Annotated in this window: 14 protein-coding genes and 6 tRNA genes; 16 read left to right on the top strand and 4 right to left on the bottom strand. The window is 61.2% G+C overall.

The window, feature by feature from the left end; genetic code table 11:
• Position 1 precedes the first annotated feature (1 nt).
• The gene (locus tag J5X93_RS18500; RefSeq protein WP_043215436.1) at positions 2–1,552 is read right to left on the bottom strand and encodes a DHA2 family efflux MFS transporter permease subunit; all 1,551 of its coding nucleotides are present in this window, start codon (positions 1,550–1,552) and stop codon (positions 2–4) included.
• Positions 1,542–2,597: an HlyD family secretion protein gene (locus J5X93_RS18495; protein ID WP_043215434.1), complete on the bottom strand. Its 1,056-nt coding sequence runs from the start codon at positions 2,595–2,597 to the stop codon at positions 1,542–1,544. The genes J5X93_RS18500 and J5X93_RS18495 overlap by 11 nt, the downstream gene beginning before the upstream one ends.
• A gap of 143 nt (positions 2,598–2,740) precedes the next feature.
• On the opposite strand from J5X93_RS18495, the gene gltX reads away from it, so the two are divergent.
• The 13 genes from gltX to J5X93_RS18430 all read left to right on the top strand — a co-directional run bounded on the left by gltX (position 2,741) and on the right by J5X93_RS18430 (position 10,249).
• On the top strand, positions 2,741–4,222 hold the full coding sequence (gene gltX / locus J5X93_RS18490; protein WP_043215431.1) for a glutamate--tRNA ligase: 1,482 nt from the start codon (positions 2,741–2,743) through the stop codon (positions 4,220–4,222).
• A gap of 285 nt (positions 4,223–4,507) precedes the next feature.
• Positions 4,508–4,583 (top strand) — tRNA-Ala (locus tag J5X93_RS18485).
• Between the two features lie 78 nt (positions 4,584–4,661).
• Positions 4,662–4,737 (top strand) — tRNA-Glu (locus tag J5X93_RS18480).
• A gap of 51 nt (positions 4,738–4,788) precedes the next feature.
• Positions 4,789–4,864: transfer RNA gene (locus J5X93_RS18475), tRNA-Ala, on the top strand.
• Between the two features lie 42 nt (positions 4,865–4,906).
• Positions 4,907–4,982: transfer RNA gene (locus J5X93_RS18470), tRNA-Glu, on the top strand.
• A gap of 70 nt (positions 4,983–5,052) precedes the next feature.
• A tRNA-Ala gene (locus J5X93_RS18465) sits at positions 5,053–5,128 on the top strand.
• A gap of 43 nt (positions 5,129–5,171) precedes the next feature.
• A tRNA-Glu gene (locus J5X93_RS18460) sits at positions 5,172–5,247 on the top strand.
• Positions 5,248–5,412: 165 nt separating this feature from the next.
• On the top strand, positions 5,413–5,952 hold the full coding sequence (locus J5X93_RS18455) for a TetR/AcrR family transcriptional regulator (RefSeq protein WP_043215808.1): 540 nt from the start codon (positions 5,413–5,415) through the stop codon (positions 5,950–5,952).
• A 25-nt stretch (positions 5,953–5,977) separates the two neighbouring features.
• Complete coding sequence (locus J5X93_RS18450) at positions 5,978–6,811, top strand: alpha/beta fold hydrolase (protein WP_043215806.1); 834 nt, start codon at positions 5,978–5,980, stop codon at positions 6,809–6,811.
• Between the two features lie 44 nt (positions 6,812–6,855).
• Positions 6,856–7,290, top strand: coding sequence for an acyl-CoA thioesterase (locus J5X93_RS18445; protein WP_043215805.1), 435 nt, complete (start codon positions 6,856–6,858; stop codon positions 7,288–7,290).
• Between the two features lie 50 nt (positions 7,291–7,340).
• Positions 7,341–8,315, top strand: coding sequence for a tRNA dihydrouridine synthase (locus tag J5X93_RS18440; RefSeq protein ID WP_043215804.1), 975 nt, complete (start codon positions 7,341–7,343; stop codon positions 8,313–8,315).
• A 166-nt stretch (positions 8,316–8,481) separates the two neighbouring features.
• Positions 8,482–8,925 (top strand): Hsp20 family protein, encoded by a 444-nt coding sequence (locus J5X93_RS18435; RefSeq protein ID WP_043215803.1) that lies wholly within the window; start codon positions 8,482–8,484, stop codon positions 8,923–8,925.
• 104 nt (positions 8,926–9,029) lie between these two features.
• Positions 9,030–10,249 (top strand): IS3 family transposase gene (locus J5X93_RS18430; protein ID WP_102081846.1). Its coding sequence is split into 2 segments (ribosomal slippage): positions 9,030–9,378 and positions 9,378–10,249, totalling 1,221 coding nucleotides; the frame shifts between segments, so codons are not numbered across the junction.
• A gap of 70 nt (positions 10,250–10,319) precedes the next feature.
• Here J5X93_RS18430 and J5X93_RS18425 read toward each other — a convergent pair.
• Both J5X93_RS18425 and J5X93_RS18420 read right to left on the bottom strand, forming a co-directional pair.
• Positions 10,320–13,619, bottom strand: coding sequence for a PAS domain S-box protein (locus J5X93_RS18425; protein ID WP_250033803.1), 3,300 nt, complete (start codon positions 13,617–13,619; stop codon positions 10,320–10,322).
• Between the two features lie 60 nt (positions 13,620–13,679).
• Complete coding sequence (locus J5X93_RS18420) at positions 13,680–14,558, bottom strand: LysR family transcriptional regulator (protein ID WP_090343803.1); 879 nt, start codon at positions 14,556–14,558, stop codon at positions 13,680–13,682.
• 131 nt (positions 14,559–14,689) lie between these two features.
• Between J5X93_RS18420 and leuC the strand changes: the two genes are divergently transcribed.
• From leuC to leuB, 3 genes are all read left to right on the top strand, one after another.
• On the top strand, positions 14,690–16,123 hold the full coding sequence (gene leuC, locus J5X93_RS18415; RefSeq protein WP_043206843.1) for a 3-isopropylmalate dehydratase large subunit: 1,434 nt from the start codon (positions 14,690–14,692) through the stop codon (positions 16,121–16,123).
• Positions 16,120–16,764 (top strand): 3-isopropylmalate dehydratase small subunit, encoded by a 645-nt coding sequence (leuD, locus tag J5X93_RS18410; RefSeq protein WP_043206841.1) that lies wholly within the window; start codon positions 16,120–16,122, stop codon positions 16,762–16,764. Before leuC ends, leuD begins: the two co-directional genes overlap by 4 nt.
• A 116-nt stretch (positions 16,765–16,880) precedes the next feature.
• Positions 16,881–17,963, top strand: a complete 1,083-nt coding sequence (leuB, locus tag J5X93_RS18405; protein ID WP_043206840.1) for a 3-isopropylmalate dehydrogenase — start codon at positions 16,881–16,883, stop codon at positions 17,961–17,963.
• Positions 17,964–17,992: the final 29 nt, after the last annotated feature.

Below are 17,992 nucleotides of genomic sequence, written 5' to 3'. Positions count from 1 at the left end.
TTCAATGGGCCTCGCCCGGCTTCATTCCCGGTGGCAACTTGCGGGTCAGCAACACGGCCACCATGCTCACCACCAGTCCCAAGCCAACCCAGTGGAAGGCGTCGTTGTAGGCCATGATCAGCGCTTGCTGGTGGGTGATCTCGCTCAGTTTGCCCAGCGCCGCGTTATCGCTGCCCAACCGCTCGGCCAACTGCGATAGCCGTTCGGCCACCTGTGGATTGCTTGGCACCACTGATTCTCGCAGGTAATCGAAATACACCTTGGTTCGCGCGTCCAGCAGTGTCGCCAGCAGGGCGATACCGATCGCCCCGCCCAGATTGCGCAGGATGTTGAACAGGCTCGACGCTGAGCCGGCGTCTTCCGGCAGAATGTAGGCGGTGGCGATAAGCGAGATGGTCACCATGATCATCGGCTGCCCCACGGCACGGATGATCTGGATTTGATCGAATTGCGGCCCGGCAAAATCAGGGTTCAATACGCCTGAGCCGAAGCTGGCCAGTCCGAACAGGCAAAAGCCCAGTGCGCAGAGGACCTTGGGCGGAATCACCTTCATCAGCAGCGGCACCAGCGGAATCAGGAACAGCTGCGGCAACCCCATCCACATGATCACCTCGCCGATCTGCAAGGCGTTGTAGCCCTGGACCTGCGCCAGGTACAGCGGCAACAAGTAGATCGAGCCATACAACCCTACGCCCATCCCCAAGCTTGCCACGCTGCTGAGCCCGAAATTGCGGTTGCCGAGGATGCGCAGGTTGATCAGCGGGTGAGGTCTGGAGAACTGCAGGATGACAAACGTGATCAGGCTTATCAGTGCTACCGTGCCGAGGCTGACGATCAGGTTCGACTCTAGCCAATCCTTGCGATGGCCTTCCTCTAGAAACACTTGCAAGCAGCCCAGGCCCAGCCCCAGCGTGACGATGCCGGCGTAATCGGTGCGCTTGAGCAGGTCCCAATGGGCCTCTTTCTTCTCAAGACCATAGAGTAGGCCCGCGATCATCACGATGCCTGGTGGCACATTGATATAAAAGATGTACTCCCAGCCCCAGTTCTCGGTCAGCCAGCCGCCCAGTGTCGGGCCGATCGACGGGGCGAACGTGGCCGTCATGGCAAACATGGCCATGCCCTTGGCGCGTTGGTGCTCCGGCAGCTTGATGAGCGTAAGGGTGAACGCCAGGGGGATCAGGGCGCCGCCGGTGAAACCCTGAAGAGCGCGAAAAAGGATCATGCTCTCCAGGTTCCAGGCCATGGAGCACAGCAGCGAGGAAGCGAGAAATCCCAGTGACACCCAGACCGCCAAGCGCCGGGCCGAGAGCAGCTGCACCAGCCAGGCGGTAAGAGGGATCATGATGATCTCCGCCACAAGGTACGAGGTGGAGATCCATGAGCCTTCCTCAAGGGTGGCCGAAAGCGCGCCCTGAATGTCTTTGAGCGATGAGTTGGTGATCTGGATATCCAGCACCGCCATGAAGGCCCCGAGCATCGCGCTCATCACCGCGATCCAGTCGCGGCGGCTTGGCTCCGCAGTGGGGCGTATCAGCGCGTCACCGGCCATCTTGGCCTTCGTCCGCATCGCGCAGGTCAACGGTCACGGTTACCGACATGCCCGGACGGATACGTCCATGCAGCGGGTTGTCCGCGGCAAAGGTGAGCTTCACCGGGATACGTTGGACCACCTTGGTGAAATTGCCGGTGGCGTTGTCCGGCGGCAGCAGGCTGAACTGTGCCCCGGAGGCGGCGAACAGGCTGTTCACCTGGCCTTCTATTGGGGTATCCGGGTAGCTGTCGAACACCAGCTCTGCGCGTTGCCCTGGGTGCATGCGGCCAATCTGGGTCTCCTTGAAGTTGGCCTGCACCCAGATGTCTTCATCCGGAACGATCGATAGCAGGTAGGCACCAGCTTGCACTACCTGTCCATTGCGTGCGTTGCGTTGGCCGATGGTGCCGCTGATCGGCGCGCGGATTTCGCAGCGGCTCAGGTTCAGCTCGGCCTGGGCCAGGTCGGCACGAGCATTGGCGATCTGCGCATCGAGGCGCTTGAGGTCAGCGCTCAAGGCATTGACCTGCTGGCGCTGGCTTTGCAGATCGGCCTGGGCCTTGTCGACTTGGGAGCGGGCCACGTGACTCTCCGCCGAGAGAGTAGTGACACGTTCCTCAGAGACAAAACCCGGCTTACGCAAGGCTTGGGCGCGGTTGAGGTCTAGTTGCGAGCGGTTGAAGGTCGCCTGGTTGGCGGCCACCTGGGCTTGGCCGGCCGCGATCAGGCTGCCTTGCTGGGTCAGCCGGCTTTGCGCCTGCTCACGTTCGGCTTCGCGGGTGGCCAGGGCTGCCCGGGCGCGCTCGACGGCCAGTTCGAAATCGGCCCGTTCCAGGTGAACCAGGAGCTCGCCCTTGGTCACATGCTGGTTGTCCTCGACCAGGACGTTGTCGATGCGGGCACCGAGCTGGCTTGAGATGCGCGTGATTTCACCTTGGACATAGGCATTGTCGGTGCTCTCGTAGAAGCGGCCCTTGAAGTACCAATGGGCCAGGAAGGCGAGGGCGACGAGCAGGACCAGGGTGAAGAAGATCAACAGGCGACGTTTGAGCTGGGCGGGCATGGGTACTATGGTTCCAGAAATGTAAGTAAATTTAACAGCCAGTACTGGCGCCCTCACAAGTGACAATCGCGCCATTGCTGGAGCCGGACGCCCGCTCCCTGCTAACATCCCGCCTTTGTTTCATCTTTCGTTCGAGACTCTCCATGACCACCGTTCGCACGCGCATCGCGCCATCGCCCACCGGCGATCCCCATGTCGGCACCGCCTACATCGCCCTGTTCAACTACTGCTTTGCCAAGCAGCACGGCGGTGAGTTCATCCTGCGTATCGAAGATACCGACCAGTTGCGCTCGACCCGTGAGTCTGAGCAGCAGATCTTCGACGCCCTGCGTTGGCTCGGCATCGAATGGAACGAAGGCCCGGACGTCGGCGGCCCCCACGGTCCATACCGGCAGAGCGAGCGCGGTGAGATCTACGCCAAGTACGCCAAGCAACTGGTCGATGCCGGCCACGCTTTCTATTGCTTCTGCACCGCTGAAGAGCTGGAGCAGATGCGTGCCGAGCAGATGGCCCGGGGTGAGACCCCGCGCTATGACGGCCGCGCGCTGTTGCTGAGCGCCGAGGAAGTGCAGCGACGACTGGACGCCGGCGAACCCCATGTGATCCGCATGAAGGTGCCGAGCGAAGGTGTCTGCGTGGTTCCTGACATGCTCCGTGGCGACGTCGAGATCCCATGGGATCGCATGGATATGCAGGTGTTGATGAAAAACGACGGCCTGCCGACCTACTTCCTGGCCAACGTGGTCGATGACCATCTGATGGGCATCACCCACGTCCTGCGTGGTGAGGAGTGGCTGCCGTCGGCGCCGAAATTGATCAAGCTGTACGAGTACTTCGGCTGGGAGCAGCCCAAGCTCTGCTACATGCCGCTGCTGCGCAACCCCGATAAATCCAAACTGTCCAAGCGCAAGAACCCCACCTCGGTGACGTTCTACGAGCGCATGGGCTTCATGCCTGAAGCCATGCTCAACTACTTGGGCCGCATGGGCTGGTCGATGCCGGACGAGCGCGAGAAGTTCTCCCTGGCCGAGATGGTCGAGCACTTCGACCTGTCGCGCATCTCCTTGGGTGGTCCGATCTTCGACATCGAAAAGCTGTCCTGGCTCAATGGCCAGTGGCTGCGCGAGCTGCCGGTGGAAGAGTTCGCCGCACGCGTGCAGAAGTGGGCCTTCAACAGCGACTATATGATGAAGATCGCGCCACACGTGCAGGGCCGGGTCGAGACCTTCAGCCAGATCGCTGCGCTGGGCGGCTTCTTCTTCGAAGGTGCCCTCAAGCTCGATGCCAAGCTGTTCGAGAGCAAGAAGCTGTCCGCCGATCAGGTGCGCCAGGTCATGCAATTGATCCTGTGGAAGCTTGAAAGCTTGCGCCAGTGGGAGAAGGACCGTATCACCGGCTGCATCCAGGCGGTGGTCGATGCCCTTGAGTTGAAACTGCGTGACGCCATGCCGCTGATGTTCGCGGCCGTCACGGGCCAAGCCAGCTCGGTATCGGTGCTTGATGCCATGGAAATCCTCGGCCCTGACCTGACCCGTTACCGTCTGCGCCAGGCGTTGGACTTGCTCGGTGGCGTGTCGAAGAAAGAAAACAAGGAATGGGAAAAACTGCTGGCGAGCATCGCCTGACAGCTTTCCGAGGCTCGTCGTTGAGCTGTGGGGGCGGGTTGGCCCGCGTATACGAAGGTGCATTCACCTCGGCATTCGCGGACAAACCTGCTCCTACGGGCGCGGCGTTGCGGGTTCCTCAGGGCAGGGCGGTAAGTGATTGTTATCTGTGAAAAAATTTTTGGGTATTTTCAAAAATTTGTTTGACAGCCCTGCAATCGGAACTTAATATGCGCCCCGTCCACAGCGATGAGCAAAACGAAGCGCAAGGCACCCAGCCAGCACTTCAGCTCAGCGCGACATCGTGGGGCTATAGCTCAGCTGGGAGAGCGCCTGCATGGCATGCAGGAGGTCAGCGGTTCGATCCCGCTTAGCTCCACCAAATTCCGCTTCACGATCAAGGTAATTGATCGGGAAGAAAGATCGGTTCCAGCAATCCGGTCTTTGAGGTAGAAGGTTCGTCCCCTTCGTCTAGTGGCCTAGGACACCGCCCTTTCACGGCGGTAACAGGGGTTCGAGTCCCCTAGGGGACGCCAGTTTTGCACAAGCGATATTTCGATGTCGCTGGGCCGAGAGGCTAGAAATCCGGGGCTATAGCTCAGCTGGGAGAGCGCCTGCATGGCATGCAGGAGGTCAGCGGTTCGATCCCGCTTAGCTCCACCAATTTGCCGCGGTCCGTGGAAACGGATTGGCACGAAGGTTGTTGTCCCCTTCGTCTAGTGGCCTAGGACACCGCCCTTTCACGGCGGTAACAGGGGTTCGAGTCCCCTAGGGGACGCCACTTTTACCCGCGCTTTGCGGGAGTTGAAAGGCTCATTCTCATGTTTGGATGGGCCTTTTGTTTTCACTTTGGGGCTATAGCTCAGCTGGGAGAGCGCCTGCATGGCATGCAGGAGGTCAGCGGTTCGATCCCGCTTAGCTCCACCAATTCTGCCAGGGTCTGCATCAGCGGATCTGCACGAAGGTTCACGTCCCCTTCGTCTAGTGGCCTAGGACACCGCCCTTTCACGGCGGTAACAGGGGTTCGAGTCCCCTAGGGGACGCCACTTTTACCCGCGTTTTGCGGGACTTTAAAGGCTCATTCGCATATTGAATGGGCCTTTTGTTTTTCTGCCTCGAAAAAAGCAGTCCTCCAGACGGGATGGCGGTTTTCTGCTTGCAAAAAAATATTATGGAAATAATATTCCGATCATAATATTTCCGAGGTTGCCATGAGTGACAAGAAGAGCAAGACCCGCGAGCGCATCCTGGCGGCAGCCCGCAGTGCCTTGATTCAACAAGGCCCCGCCGACCCTAGCGTAAGTCAGGTGATGGGGGCCGCCGGGCTGACAGTCGGGGGCTTCTACGCCCATTTCGACAGCAAGGACGAGCTGATGCTCGAGGCATTTCGCCAGTTGCTTTGTGAGCGCCGAGCCTTGCTTGCCCAAGTGGACCCGAGCGTCGATGGGGCAGGGCGACGTGCGCTGGTGGCAGCGTTCTACTTGTCGCGCAAGCACCGCGATGCCCATGAGCACGCCTGTCCACTGCCCACTGCCCTGAGCGAGATGCAGCGCCTACCCGAAACCTTCCGTGAGGTGTTGGCCGAGCACCTCGAGTTGATGACCGCGCAAATGGTTGATCGCCCAGAAGACATCGACAAGGCCTTTGCCGATCTATCCCTGATGATTGGCGGATTGACCTTGGCGCGGGCCTTGGGTGATAGCGAGCTGTCCGACCGTATCCTGCGCGCCGCCAAATCGGCGGTGATCTGAGCTAACCGACCTCTGGAGCAAGGTGATGACTACTCTGAGCTGGATTCGTGGCGTCAATGGCACTCTGGGTCGCCTGGCCCCAGAGCATGTCGCCGGTAAGATGCGTCGCGCATTCATGACCCCGCGTCCTTTGCCGCCTCGGCAATGGGAACTGCCCCTGTTGTCCAGGGCCGAGCGCATCACCCTGCGTTTTGGGCTCTCGGCCTTGCGCTGGGGCAAGGGGCCGACCGTGTTGATGATGCACGGTTGGGAAGGTCGGCCCACTCAGTTCGCAGCCCTGATCGAGGCACTCGTAGCGGCCGGGCACACCGTGGTGTCACTTGAGGGGCCGGGTCACGGGCGGTCTCCCGGGCAGCATGCCCATGTAGGGCTGTTTGCCCGCGCCTTGCTGGAGGCGGCTGCCGAATTGCCGCCGCTGCGTGCGGTGGTGGGGCATTCCATGGGCGGGGCCAGTATGCTGCTGGCTCTGCAATGGGGGCTGCGTGCCGAGGCCGCGGTGAGCATCGCTGCGCCGGCGCAATTGCTTGGTGTATTGCGAGGTTTTGCCCATCGCCTGGGGCTACCGGCGCGGGCTAGAGCAGCGTTCATCCGCCAGGTCGAGCAGGAAGTTGGCGTGCAGATCTCGCGGCTGGATGTCAGCGGCTACCAGTTGGACGTGCCTGGCCTGGTGGTGCATGCCTGCGACGATATCCTGGTGCCGGTCAGTGAGGCTCAGGCCATCCACAACGCCTGGTTCGACAGCCGCCTGATGTTGTTGGAGGAGGGTGGCCATCAGCGTGTGCTGGCTGATCCGCGGGTGAATCAGGCGGTGCTTGAGCTGCTGGCGCGCACGTCACAAGGAGCGCGGCAAAGCGCCTGAGCATCCGGTACACTCTGCCCGATCACTGACCAAGGGGAGCGGGCATGAGCTGGGATCTGGCATCGCCATTCATCATTGATCTTCGCGTCGGCACCGAGGACATCGACGGCCTCGGCCATGCCAACAATGCGGTCTACGTCACCTGGCTGGAGCGTTGCGCTTGGCGTCATTCGCAGCGGCTGGGGCTGGATCTGGCCGAGTACCGCCGCCTGGACCGTGCCATGGCCGTGGTCCGCCACGAGATCGACTACCTCGCCGCCGCCTATGAAGACGACGAGTTGCAATTGGCCACCTGGATCATCGACTGGGACCAGCGCCTACGCATGACCCGCCGCTTTCAGCTCAAGCGCCCGCGTGACGGCGTCACCCTATTGCGAGCGCAAACCACCTTTGCCTGTATCGAGTTGTCCAGCGGCAAGCCCAAGCGCATGCCTGCAGAATTTATCGAAGGCTACGGCCCGGCGCTGGCCGGTGCCTGATCCGGCAGTCTTTTTTGCTAGACTGCCGCCTTTTTCGCCGAGACCCTGACATGCAAATTGCCCTGGCCCCCATGGAGGGGCTGGTAGACAACATCCTGCGCGACGTCCTGACCCGGGTGGGCGGCATCGACTGGTGTGTCACCGAGTTCATCCGTGTCTGTGATCGCCTGCTGCCGGCCTCGTCGTTCGACAAGCTGGCGCCTGAGCTGCGCCAGGGCGCGCGGACGGCAGCCGGGGTGCCGATGCGCGTGCAATTGCTGGGTTCGGATCCGGCCTGTCTGGCCGACAACGCCGTGCTGGCCTGCGAGCTGGGCGCGCCGGTGATCGACCTGAACTTCGGTTGCCCGGCCAAGACGGTGAACAAGTCTCGAGGTGGCGCGGTGCTGCTCAAGGAGCCCGAGTTGCTGCATGCCATCGTCCACGAGGTTCGTCGTGCGGTACCGGCCCACATTCCGGTGACCGCGAAGATGCGGCTAGGCTTCGACAGTCCGGACGGTGCCCTGGAATGCGCCACTGCGCTGGCCGAAGGTGGAGCCGAACATCTGGTGGTGCACGCCCGGACCAAGGTTGAGGGCTACAAGCCGCCGGCCCATTGGGAATGGGTGGCGCGGGTGCAGGATGTGGTGAAAGTGCCGGTGTTCGCCAATGGCGAAATCTGGACCGTCGATGATTGGCGGCGTTGCCGCCAAGTCAGCGGGGCCGAAGACATCATGCTCGGCCGTGGTCTGGTGTCGCGGCCGGACCTGGGCTTGCAGATCGCCGCGGCTCGCGACGGGCGGGACTACCGACCGATGACCTGGGACGACCTGATGCCGCTGCTGCGTGAATTCTGGCGTCAGGCTCAGGCCAAACTGTCGCCGCGTTATGCGCCCGGGCGCTTGAAGCAGTGGCTGGCCATGCTGACCCGTAGTTATCCCGAGGCAGTGGTGTTGTTTGCCGAACTGCGGCGTGAGGATGATTGCCAGCGCATCAGCCGGTTGCTAGGCGTAGAGCAGGCGCTAGCGCTGGACGCCTGCGTTGCCTGAGCATGCAATGCCGGCTGGTCCCGTGCCAGCCGACGCTGGCATGGCTTCGAAAAAATTTTTGGATGACCTCTTGAAACCCTCTTGTCGGGCCCTATCTCTTGAGTACGCGATGCCGAAGCCGGGTCGCGTAGTGACTTAACTTGCTGAATCTCAGGAGTTCATGACCATGACTACCGCTTTCTCTCTCGCTCCACTGTTCCGTCATTCCGTTGGTTTCGACCGTTTCAACGATCTGTTCGAATCCGCGGCACGTAACGAGGCGGGTAGCAGCTACCCTCCCTACAACGTGGAAAAACATGGCGATGACCACTATCGCATCGTGGTTGCCGCAGCCGGTTTCCAGGAGCAGGACCTCGACCTGCAGGTCGAAAAAGGCGTCCTGACCGTTATCGGTGGCAAGCGCGACAACAGCACCGAAGGCGTCACCTATCTGCACCAGGGCATTGCCCAACGGGCCTTCAAGCTGTCTTTCCGCCTGGCTGACCACATCGAAGTGAAGTCCGCGGGCCTGGCCAACGGTCTGCTCAGCATCGATTTGCTGCGCATCGTGCCGGAAGAGGCCAAGCCAAAGCGCATCCCGATCAATGGCGAGCAGCCAGCGCTGAACTAAGTTCGGCAGAGTGAAGAAAGGGCACCTTCGGGTGCCCTTTTTTTGTATCTGTGTCCCGTCCTGAATAAGGTTTACACCTTTCCCCCGAGAATCTGGAGACCTCGATGGTGCATGGTGTGAAGCGAACACAGCGTGATTACTCGCTGACTTTTAAATTGGCTGTAGTGGATCAGGTCGAAAAAGGTGAATTGACCTGTACTCAGGCCCAGGAGCGGTACGGTATCCAGGGCAAATCTACAGTTCTGGTATGGTTGCGTAAGCATGGTCGGCAGGATTGGAGCCAAGGGGCGTCGATCCGGGCCGAGAGGAGCTTCGCGATGTCCGACCCCAAAACGCTCACTCCAGAGCAGCGGATCAAAGAGCTTGAGCAGCAGCTTGAGCTGATGAGCCAGAAGGCTCAGTTCTTTGAGACCGTCGTTGATGTCCTGAAGAATGACTACGGTGTATCGGTCGTAAAAAAGCGATCCGGCAAGTCCTCTCGCAAGGTCAAGTCGCAGGACTGAGCATTGCCAGGGCTTGTCAGTTTCTAGGCATTAGCCGGCAGGCTTATTACAAGCGCAATCGAGCTGCCGACAGTAAAGCTCATCAGGCAGATCGGGTTGTCGAGTTTGTTCAGAAAATCCGGATGCGTCAGCCGCGACTGGGAACACGGAAACTGCACTATCTGCTGCATTGCCAGCCTGATAAACGAGTCCAAGTTGGCCGAGACCGGCTGTTTGAGGTTTTGGGCGAGCGCCGCTTGCTGGTGCTGCCCAAGCGGGCGTATCACAAGACAACCCAAAGCTATCATCGCTTCTACCGTCATCCCAATCTTCTCAAAGCAGGCCCAAATCAGGTAGTTCCGTCAGGGCCAGAGCACGTCTGGGTGGCGGATATTACCTACCTGCCCTCCAGAAGCGGCCCGCTGTACCTGAGCCTGGTAACGGATGCATATTCCAGAAAGATTGTTGGCCATCATGTCCATGAAAGCCTACATGCCGAGTCGGTTGCACAAGCCTTTAGACAGGCCCTGCGCAAGCGGCGGCGCCACCAGCCGTTAGTCCATCACTCCGACCGCGGTATTCAATACTGCTCAGCGCTATACCAGTCGCTGCATACAAGGCACGGAGTTCATTGCTCGATGACTGACGGGTACGACTGCTACCAGAACGCTCTAGCCGAGCGCATCAACGGAATCCTCAAAACAGAGCTGTTGCTGAGTAACCCAGAAGATCTGGAGCAGGCACGGAAGATGGTTGATGAGGCCGTGCAGATCTATAACACGGAGCGGCCTCACATGGCCCTGAAACACAAAACGCCCGATGCGGTGCATCGGGCGTTTTGAGGCCTACCGGCCTACCTGAACAGGTGTAAACCTATTTCAGGACTAGACACTGATGATGCGTGCAGGGAAATCAATAATCCGCCGGTGCCTCCATCAACATCTGGCGAAACTCTGGCAAGGGCAGCGGGCGGCTGTGCAGGTAGCCCTGGTAGAGGTAGCAACCCTGGCGCTCGAGAAACTCTAGCTGATCGGACTGTTCGACCCCTTCTGCGATCACCGCCAGATCCAGGCTACGGGCCATGGCCACGATGGCGCGGACGATCTCGGCATCGTTGGGGTCGATCGGGGCGTCCCGCACGAAGGTCTGGTCGATCTTCAGGGCATCGACGGGTAGGCGCTTGAGGTAGGTCAGAGAAGAATAGCCGGTGCCGAAGTCATCCATGGCGAAACTCACCCCGTAACGCTTGAGTTCGCGCATCTTGCTAATGGTGTCCTCCAGATTCTGGATAACGATGCCTTCGGTAATCTCCAGCTTCAGCATGCGCCGTGGCAGGCGGTAGTCGTCGAGGCTGCGCAGCACCCGTTCGACGAAATCGTTCTGACGGAACTGCCGGGGGCTGATATTCACGCACAGGCTGAAATCATCGGCATCGATCAGTCCATCCTCTAGCATGCGCGCGCAGGCATCGCAGGCTTCGTCAAGGATCCAGCTGCCCACTTCAAGGATCAGGCCGCTCTCTTCAAGCACCTGGATGAATTGCGAGGGTGGCTGCTGGCCCAGTTGCGGGTGATGCCAGCGCAGCAGTACCTCGGCACCGACGATGCGATTGTCGCGGGCGTCCACTTGCGGCTGGAAGTGCAGGGCGAGTTCGCCGCGGGCCAAGGCCAGGCGCAGGTCGGTTTCCATGCGCAGGCGTTCGCTGGCGGCCTTTTGCATGCTGGTGTGGAACAGTTGTGTGGTGTTGCGCCCGGAGTCCTTGGCTCGATACAGGGCGATGTCGGCGCGTTTGAGCAGGTCGGCGGGGGTCGCGCCATGGTCGGGTATCAGCGCCACGCCGATACTGGGTGTGACCTGCAGGCGCTGGCCATCGAGGGACATAGGCTCGGCGAGTAGTTCGCGCAGGGTATCGGCCAGGTCGCGGACTTTCGCTTCCACTTGATCGCGACTGCCCTCCAGGCCGCTGAGCAGTACCACGAACTCGTCGCCACCCAGGCGGGCCACTGTGTCCTCCAGGCGTACGCTAGCCTCCAGGCGCGCGGTGATGATCTTGAGCACCGTATCGCCCACCGGATGACCGAGCGAATCATTGATGTGCTTGAAATGGTCAAGGTCCAGGAACAGCAGCGCGCCGCGCAGATTGTGGCGTTTGAGCAGGGCGATCTGTTGGCTGAGGCGGTCCATCAGCAAGGCACGGTTGGGCAGGTTGGTCAGCGGGTCGTGATAAGCCAGGTGGCGGATCTGCGCCTGGGCGTTCTTCAGTTGACTGACATCGCGGGCAGTGAGCAGCAGGCAATCGGCCTCGTTGAGGCTCAGCGGCTCCACCGAAACCTCCACGGTGAGGATGTCGCCGCGTTTGTTGCGGCCCAGCATTTCACGGTGGTGCACCCTGCCACGTTCGCGCAGCTCGGTGAGCAGGGCGGCGCGTTGCTTGTCGTCAGCCCAGATGCCGATCTCATAGACCGTGCGTCCGATCACGTCGGCGCTGCTGTAACCGGTCAGTCGGCAGAAACCATCGTTGACTTCGAGGTAGCGGCCTGTCGAGCGCTCGGTCAGGGTGATGGCGTCGGGGCTTGAGTGGAAAGCCTTGGCGAATTTCTCTTCGCTGGCCTTGAGGGCCGCCTCGGCGCGCTGCTGTTGGGTGATGTCGCGCAAGGTCGTGACGCTGCAGGGCTGGTTGTCGACGGTGATCTGGCAACTGGAGATGACGCATGTCAGCGACGAGCCGTTGTGGTGATTGACTACCACCGCCACATTGCTCAATGCCCGTTCCCGGATCACTTGCTCGATGCGTTGTGCCCGTTTCGCCGACTCCGCCCACAGACCGATCTGTTCGGCAGTGCGGCCGATGACCTGTTCGGCGCTCCAACCGAAAGTCTGAGTAAAGGCGCGGTTGATCTCGATGAACTGGCCATTGTCCTGGCGCGTGACGCAAATCGGGTCAGGGCTGACCTGGAACAGGCTGGCGAATTTTTCCTCAGAGGCGCTCAAGCGCTGTTCGCGTTCCACTTGGTCGGTGATGTCGAGCAACGTGCCGGCCATGCGTAGGGGGTTGCCCTGTTCGTCGCGATAGAGGCGGGCGCGGCTTTCGATGTAACGCGACTGGCCGTTGTCCAGTTGCACGCGGTAGGTGACCTGATAGTTGCCCGCCGGTCCCTCACGCAGGCTGCGATAGGTCTGGCGCATGACGCTGCGTTCGTGCTCCGAGACCCCTTCGAAGAAGGCCTCGAACGACTCGTGGAAAGGCACCGGGGGCAGGCCGTGCAGCTGTGCGGCGCGGGCCGAGCCGTAGAGCATGCCGCTGGGGATGTGCCAGTCCCAGGTGCCCAGTTGCGCCGAATCCAGGGCCAGGTCCAGGCGTTCCTGGCTGTCTTTGAGGGCTTGTTCAGCGCGCTTGCGTTCGCTGGTATCGACGAAGGTGCTGAGCAGGTAGGTCACGCCTTCGAGCTCGATACTCTGGGTGCAGAGGATGCCGTCGTGAAGCTTGCCGGTGCTGGCGCGAAACTGGACCTCTAGGGTCAGTGGGCCGCCATTGCTGTTTCGGGTGTTGTCCAGCACCTGATGGCGCAGTTCAGGGTTGACCCACAACCCGAGCTCCAAGGTGGTCTTGCCGATGACCTGGTGTCCGGGCCAGCCGAACATGTCTTCGAAATGCTGGTTGACCTCGAAGATCATGCCGTCCTGGCGACGGGTCAAGAGAATGACATTAGGGCTCAGGTGAAAGAGCGTGGCGAAGCGCTTCTCGGAGTTGATCAGTGCGGTTTCCCGATCGTGTTGACGGGTGATTTCCCGTACGACCCCGATCATTTGAGGGCGACCGTCAGGGGCGTGTGTCAGGCTGCCTGTGACTTCCAGCCAATGCACGCTGCCATCGGGCCAGCGTATGCGATGGCGCATCGCCGGTTCCACGGGTTCGCCATTGACCACGGCCTGGAACATCTGGCGCGTGCGGGCCCGGTCCTCCTCGGGCAGCAGGTCGAGGTAGTCGATGTCGTTGGGCAGGGGCCGATCGGGTTCGAAGCCGAACAGCGCCTGGGTGGCCCGCGACCAGCTGATCCGGCCACTGTCGATATCCCACAACCACGCCCCCAGACGCGCGCCATTGAGCGCGGCCAACAGTTGCGGAGCGTTCTGCCAAGTCTGCTCCGACTCCTGGGGGGCTGCCGCGTGGATGCGCGGCAGGCGCGGAAAACGGTTTGCTGATTTGGGCATCGGTACCAGACCTTTGGCGGATGACGCGTCCCTGTAGTGTGGAAGACCGGCCGACTGCGCTCAGGCGGTCGCTGCGTGGCTGTCGAGCAGCGCCATGAAGGCCTTGGCCGCGTTCGACAGCGTGCGTTCCGTATGCAGAATGTAGCCTAGCTGGCGCGACAGCTGTATGCCGGGCAAGGCGATGGGTGCAACCTGCTCGTCGAGCATGGTGCGCGGTAGCACGCTCCAGGCAAGCCCAATGGAAACCATCATCTTGATGGTCTCCAAGTAGTTGGTGCTCATGGCGATGTTCGGCGTCAGGCCCTGACTTTCGAACAGCCGCTGGACGATATGGTGGGTGAAGGTATTGCCGCCGGGGAATACCGCCGGGTGACGGGCGACATCGGCCAGGCTGACCTGCTGGTTGCTGGCCAAGGGGTGTTCCGGTGCGGCGACGAAATCCAGTGCATCGTCCCAGACGGGCACGGCACGCACCAGATGGTGGGGTTCGGGAGCCAGGGTGATAACCGCGATCTCTGCGCGCCCATGCAGAATCTCGTCGTAGGCCGCTTCCGAATCCAGGAACTGAATATCCAACGCCACCGCCGGATGCTCGCGGGTGAAAGCCCGCAATAGCGGGGGCAAGCGGTGCAAGCCGATGTGGTGACTGGTGGCGAGGGTCAGGCGACCACTCACCTCACCGGTCAAATTGGTCAGGGCTCGTCGGGTATCATCCAGGACATTGAGGATCTGGTAGGCGCGCGGTAGCAGGGCGCGCCCGGCCTCGGTCAAGGTCACTTCCCGACCCAGGCGATCGAACAGGCGCACATCCAGTTGCTGTTCGAGCCCGGCAATGCGTTTGCTGACAGCCGGCTGGGTCAGGTGCAGGCGTTCCCCGGCACCGGAAAAACTTCCGGTTTCGGCAATGGCGATGAAGGCACTGAGGTTGGCCAGGTCCACGGCTTAGAATTCCTATTGGTTATCCAAAGCATAAAAATTATGAATTTGAGTTATTCAATCTAACCCCATAGCATCGACCGTACAAGCCAAGGGGTTATTGGCATAGAAATACGCTGATGAGGAATAGTCAGATGTCTGGCAAAACGCTCTACGACAAACTCTGGGATGCGCACGAAGTCAAGCGGCGCGACGACGGTTCGTCCTTGATCTACATCGATCGTCACATCATCCACGAAGTGACTTCGCCCCAGGCCTTCGAAGGCCTGCGTCTGGCCAACCGCAAGCCATGGCGTATCGATGCCAACATCGCGACCCCTGACCACAACGTGCCGACCACGCCAGAGCGCAAGGGCGGCATCGCAGCCATCGCCGACGAAGTGTCGCGCCTGCAGGTGCAGACCCTCGACGAGAACTGTGACGAATACGGCATCGTCGAATTCAAGATGAACGATGAACGTCAGGGCATCGTGCACGTCATCAGCCCCGAGCAGGGCGCCACCTTGCCAGGCATGACCGTCGTCTGCGGTGACTCGCATACCTCGACCCACGGCGCCTTCGGCGCGCTGGCCCATGGCATCGGCACCTCGGAAGTCGAGCATGTGCTGGCCACCCAGTGCCTGGTTGCCAAGAAAATGAAGAACATGCTGGTACGCGTCGAAGGCGAGTTGCCTGCAGGCGTGACCGCCAAGGACATTGTCCTCGCTGTGATCGGCAAGATCGGCACCGCCGGCGGCAATGGCCACGCGATGGAGTTCGCTGGCAGCGCCATCCGCGCGCTGTCCATGGAAGGCCGCATGACCATCTGCAACATGTCCATCGAAGCCGGTGCCCGTGTGGGGCTGGTCGCTGTGGATGACACTACCATCGCTTATGTCGAGGGTCGTCCGTACGCGCCCAAGGGCGAGCAGTGGAAACAGGCGGTGGAGGCTTGGAAGGGGCTGGTTTCCGATGCCGATGCCGTGTTCGACACCATCGTTGAGCTGGACGCTGCCCAGATCAAGCCGCAAGTGAGCTGGGGCACCTCGCCGGAGATGGTCCTGGCCGTCGATCAGCGTGTGCCGGATCCGGCTGCCGAGCCTGACCTGATCAAGCGTGGCTCCATCGAGCGCGCCCTCAAGTACATGGGCCTGGCCGCCAATCAGGCGATCACCGACATCAAGCTCGACCGTGTGTTCATCGGTTCGTGCACCAACTCGCGCATCGAAGACTTGCGCGCCGCCGCCGAGATCGCCAAGGGCCGCAAGGTCGCGGCGAACGTCAAGCAAGCCTTGGTGGTGCCAGGCTCGGGCCTGGTCAAAGCCCAGGCCGAGCGCGAAGGTCTGGACAAGATCTTCATCGAGGCAGGTTTCGAATGGCGTGAGCCCGGCTGCTCCATGTGCCTGGCGATGAACCCGGACCGCCTGGAGAGCGGCGAACATTGCGCCTCGACCTCCAACCGCAACTTCGAAGGCCGTCAGGGCGCAGGAGGTCGTACCCACCTGGTCAGCCCGGCCATGGCCGCCGCCGCCGCGGTCACCGGCCACTTCATCGATGTCCGCGAGTTGATCCAAGGGAGCGCAGCATGAAAGCCTTTACCCAGCACATCGGCCTTGTCGCTCCATTGGATCGCGCCAACGTCGACACCGACCAGATCATTCCCAAGCAGTTCCTGAAATCGATCAAGCGCACCGGTTTCGGTCCGAACCTGTTCGATGAGTGGCGTTACCTGGACGTAGGCCAGCCCTACCAGGACAACAGCAAACGTCCGCTCAACAAGGAGTTCGTGCTCAACCACGAGCGCTACCAGGGTGCCAGCGTGCTGCTGGCGCGGGAGAACTTCGGTTGCGGCTCGAGCCGCGAGCACGCGCCGTGGGCGTTGGACGAATACGGTTTCCGTAGCGTCATCGCACCGAGCTTCGCCGATATCTTCTTCAACAACAGCTTCAAGAACGGCCTGTTGCCGATCATCCTCAGCGACGAAGAAGTCGATGAGTTGTTCAAGCAGGTCGAAGCCAACCCGGGCTACCAACTGACCATCGACCTGCAAGCCCAGGCCGTGACACGTCCAGACGGCAAGGTGCTGCATTTCGAGATCGATGCCTTCCGCAAGCACTGCTTGCTCAACGGCCTCGATGACATCGGCCTGACCTTGCAGGACAGTGACGCCATCCAGGCGTTCGAGGCCAAGCACCGGGCCAGTCAGCCTTGGTTGTTCCGCGACGCCTGATACGCGGATTGCCCGGCTAGGCGGCTCCTGTAACGATGTAGGCAGGCGCCGGTTCGCCGGGCCGGTTTTTTTCGGTGGGCCGAGCAGGCGCGCCGTTCGAATGGATAGAGGAAAGCATGAGCAAGCAGATTCTGATTCTCCCAGGTGATGGTATCGGCCCGGAAATCATGGCCGAGGCGGTCAAGGTGCTGGAGCTGGCCAACGACAAGTTCCAGCTCGGCGTCACCCTGGAGCACGACGTGATCGGCGGCGCCGCCATCGACAAGCATGGCATTCCGCTGGCCGACGAGACCCTGGAGCGCGCACGCAAGGCCGATGCCGTGCTGCTCGGCGCGGTCGGCGGGCCCAAGTGGGACAAGCTTGAGCGTGATATCCGTCCAGAGCGCGGCCTGCTCAAGATCCGTTCGCAGCTGGGCCTGTTCGCCAACCTGCGCCCGGCCATCCTCTATCCGCAATTGGCCGATGCCTCCTCGCTCAAGCCGGAAATCGTCGCGGGCCTGGATATCCTCATCGTCCGCGAGCTGACCGGCGGTATCTACTTCGGTGCGCCACGTGGTCAGCGCGAGCTGGAAGGTGGCGAGCGCCAGGCCTACGACACGCTGCCGTACAGCGAAAGTGAAGTGCGCCGCATTGCCCGCGTCGGCTTCGACATGGCCCGCGTGCGCGGCAAGAAGCTGTGCTCGGTGGACAAGGCCAACGTGCTCGCTTCCAGCCAACTGTGGCGTGAAGTGGTCGAGGAGGTGGCCAAGGATTACCCGGACGTCGAACTCAGCCACATGTACGTCGACAATGCCGCCATGCAGCTGGTCCGCGCGCCCAAGCAGTTCGACGTGATGGTGACCGACAACATGTTCGGTGACATTCTGTCGGATGAAGCTTCCATGCTGACCGGTTCCATCGGCATGCTGCCGTCTGCGTCCCTCGATGCCAACAACAAAGGCATGTACGAGCCTTGCCACGGTTCGGCGCCGGACATCGCAGGCCTTGGCATTGCCAACCCGCTCGCGACCATTCTGTCGGTGTCGATGATGCTGCGCTACACCTTCAACCAGGTGGTTGCCGCCGACGCGATCGAGAAGGCTGTCAGCGTGGTATTGGATCAGGGCCTGCGTACCGGCGACATTTGGTCGGCCGGCTGCAGCAAGGTAGGTACGCAGGAAATGGGCGACGCAGTAGTCGCAGCGCTGCGGAATCTGTAATCTCTCTGGCCCGCCATCGTCTTCCCTTC

It is taken from the genome of Pseudomonas sp. BYT-1, assembly GCF_023611805.1.
Classification (GTDB): domain Bacteria; phylum Pseudomonadota; class Gammaproteobacteria; order Pseudomonadales; family Pseudomonadaceae; genus Aquipseudomonas; species Aquipseudomonas guariconensis.
The sequence above is the reverse complement of the archived record's forward strand: the minus strand, read 5'-3'. Positions and strand labels throughout refer to the sequence as shown.

Bases quoted from the DNA above. Each gene is read 5' to 3' on its own strand.
- leuC (WP_043206843.1), top strand. From the start codon at position 14,690: ATGTCTGGCAAAACGCTCTACGACAAACTCTGGGATGCGCACGAAGTC.
- leuD (WP_043206841.1), top strand. From the start codon at position 16,120: ATGAAAGCCTTTACCCAGCACATCGGCCTTGTCGCTCCATTGGATCGC.
- J5X93_RS18425 (WP_250033803.1), bottom strand. From the start codon at position 13,619: ATGCCCAAATCAGCAAACCGTTTTCCGCGCCTGCCGCGCATCCACGCG.
- leuB (WP_043206840.1), top strand. From the start codon at position 16,881: ATGAGCAAGCAGATTCTGATTCTCCCAGGTGATGGTATCGGCCCGGAA.
- gltX (WP_043215431.1), top strand. From the start codon at position 2,741: ATGACCACCGTTCGCACGCGCATCGCGCCATCGCCCACCGGCGATCCC.
- J5X93_RS18455 (WP_043215808.1), top strand. From the start codon at position 5,413: ATGAGTGACAAGAAGAGCAAGACCCGCGAGCGCATCCTGGCGGCAGCC.
- J5X93_RS18435 (WP_043215803.1), top strand. From the start codon at position 8,482: ATGACTACCGCTTTCTCTCTCGCTCCACTGTTCCGTCATTCCGTTGGT.
- J5X93_RS18495 (WP_043215434.1), bottom strand. From the start codon at position 2,597: ATGCCCGCCCAGCTCAAACGTCGCCTGTTGATCTTCTTCACCCTGGTC.
- J5X93_RS18445 (WP_043215805.1), top strand. From the start codon at position 6,856: ATGAGCTGGGATCTGGCATCGCCATTCATCATTGATCTTCGCGTCGGC.
- J5X93_RS18500 (WP_043215436.1), bottom strand. From the start codon at position 1,552: ATGGCCGGTGACGCGCTGATACGCCCCACTGCGGAGCCAAGCCGCCGC.
- J5X93_RS18450 (WP_043215806.1), top strand. From the start codon at position 5,978: ATGACTACTCTGAGCTGGATTCGTGGCGTCAATGGCACTCTGGGTCGC.
- J5X93_RS18440 (WP_043215804.1), top strand. From the start codon at position 7,341: ATGCAAATTGCCCTGGCCCCCATGGAGGGGCTGGTAGACAACATCCTG.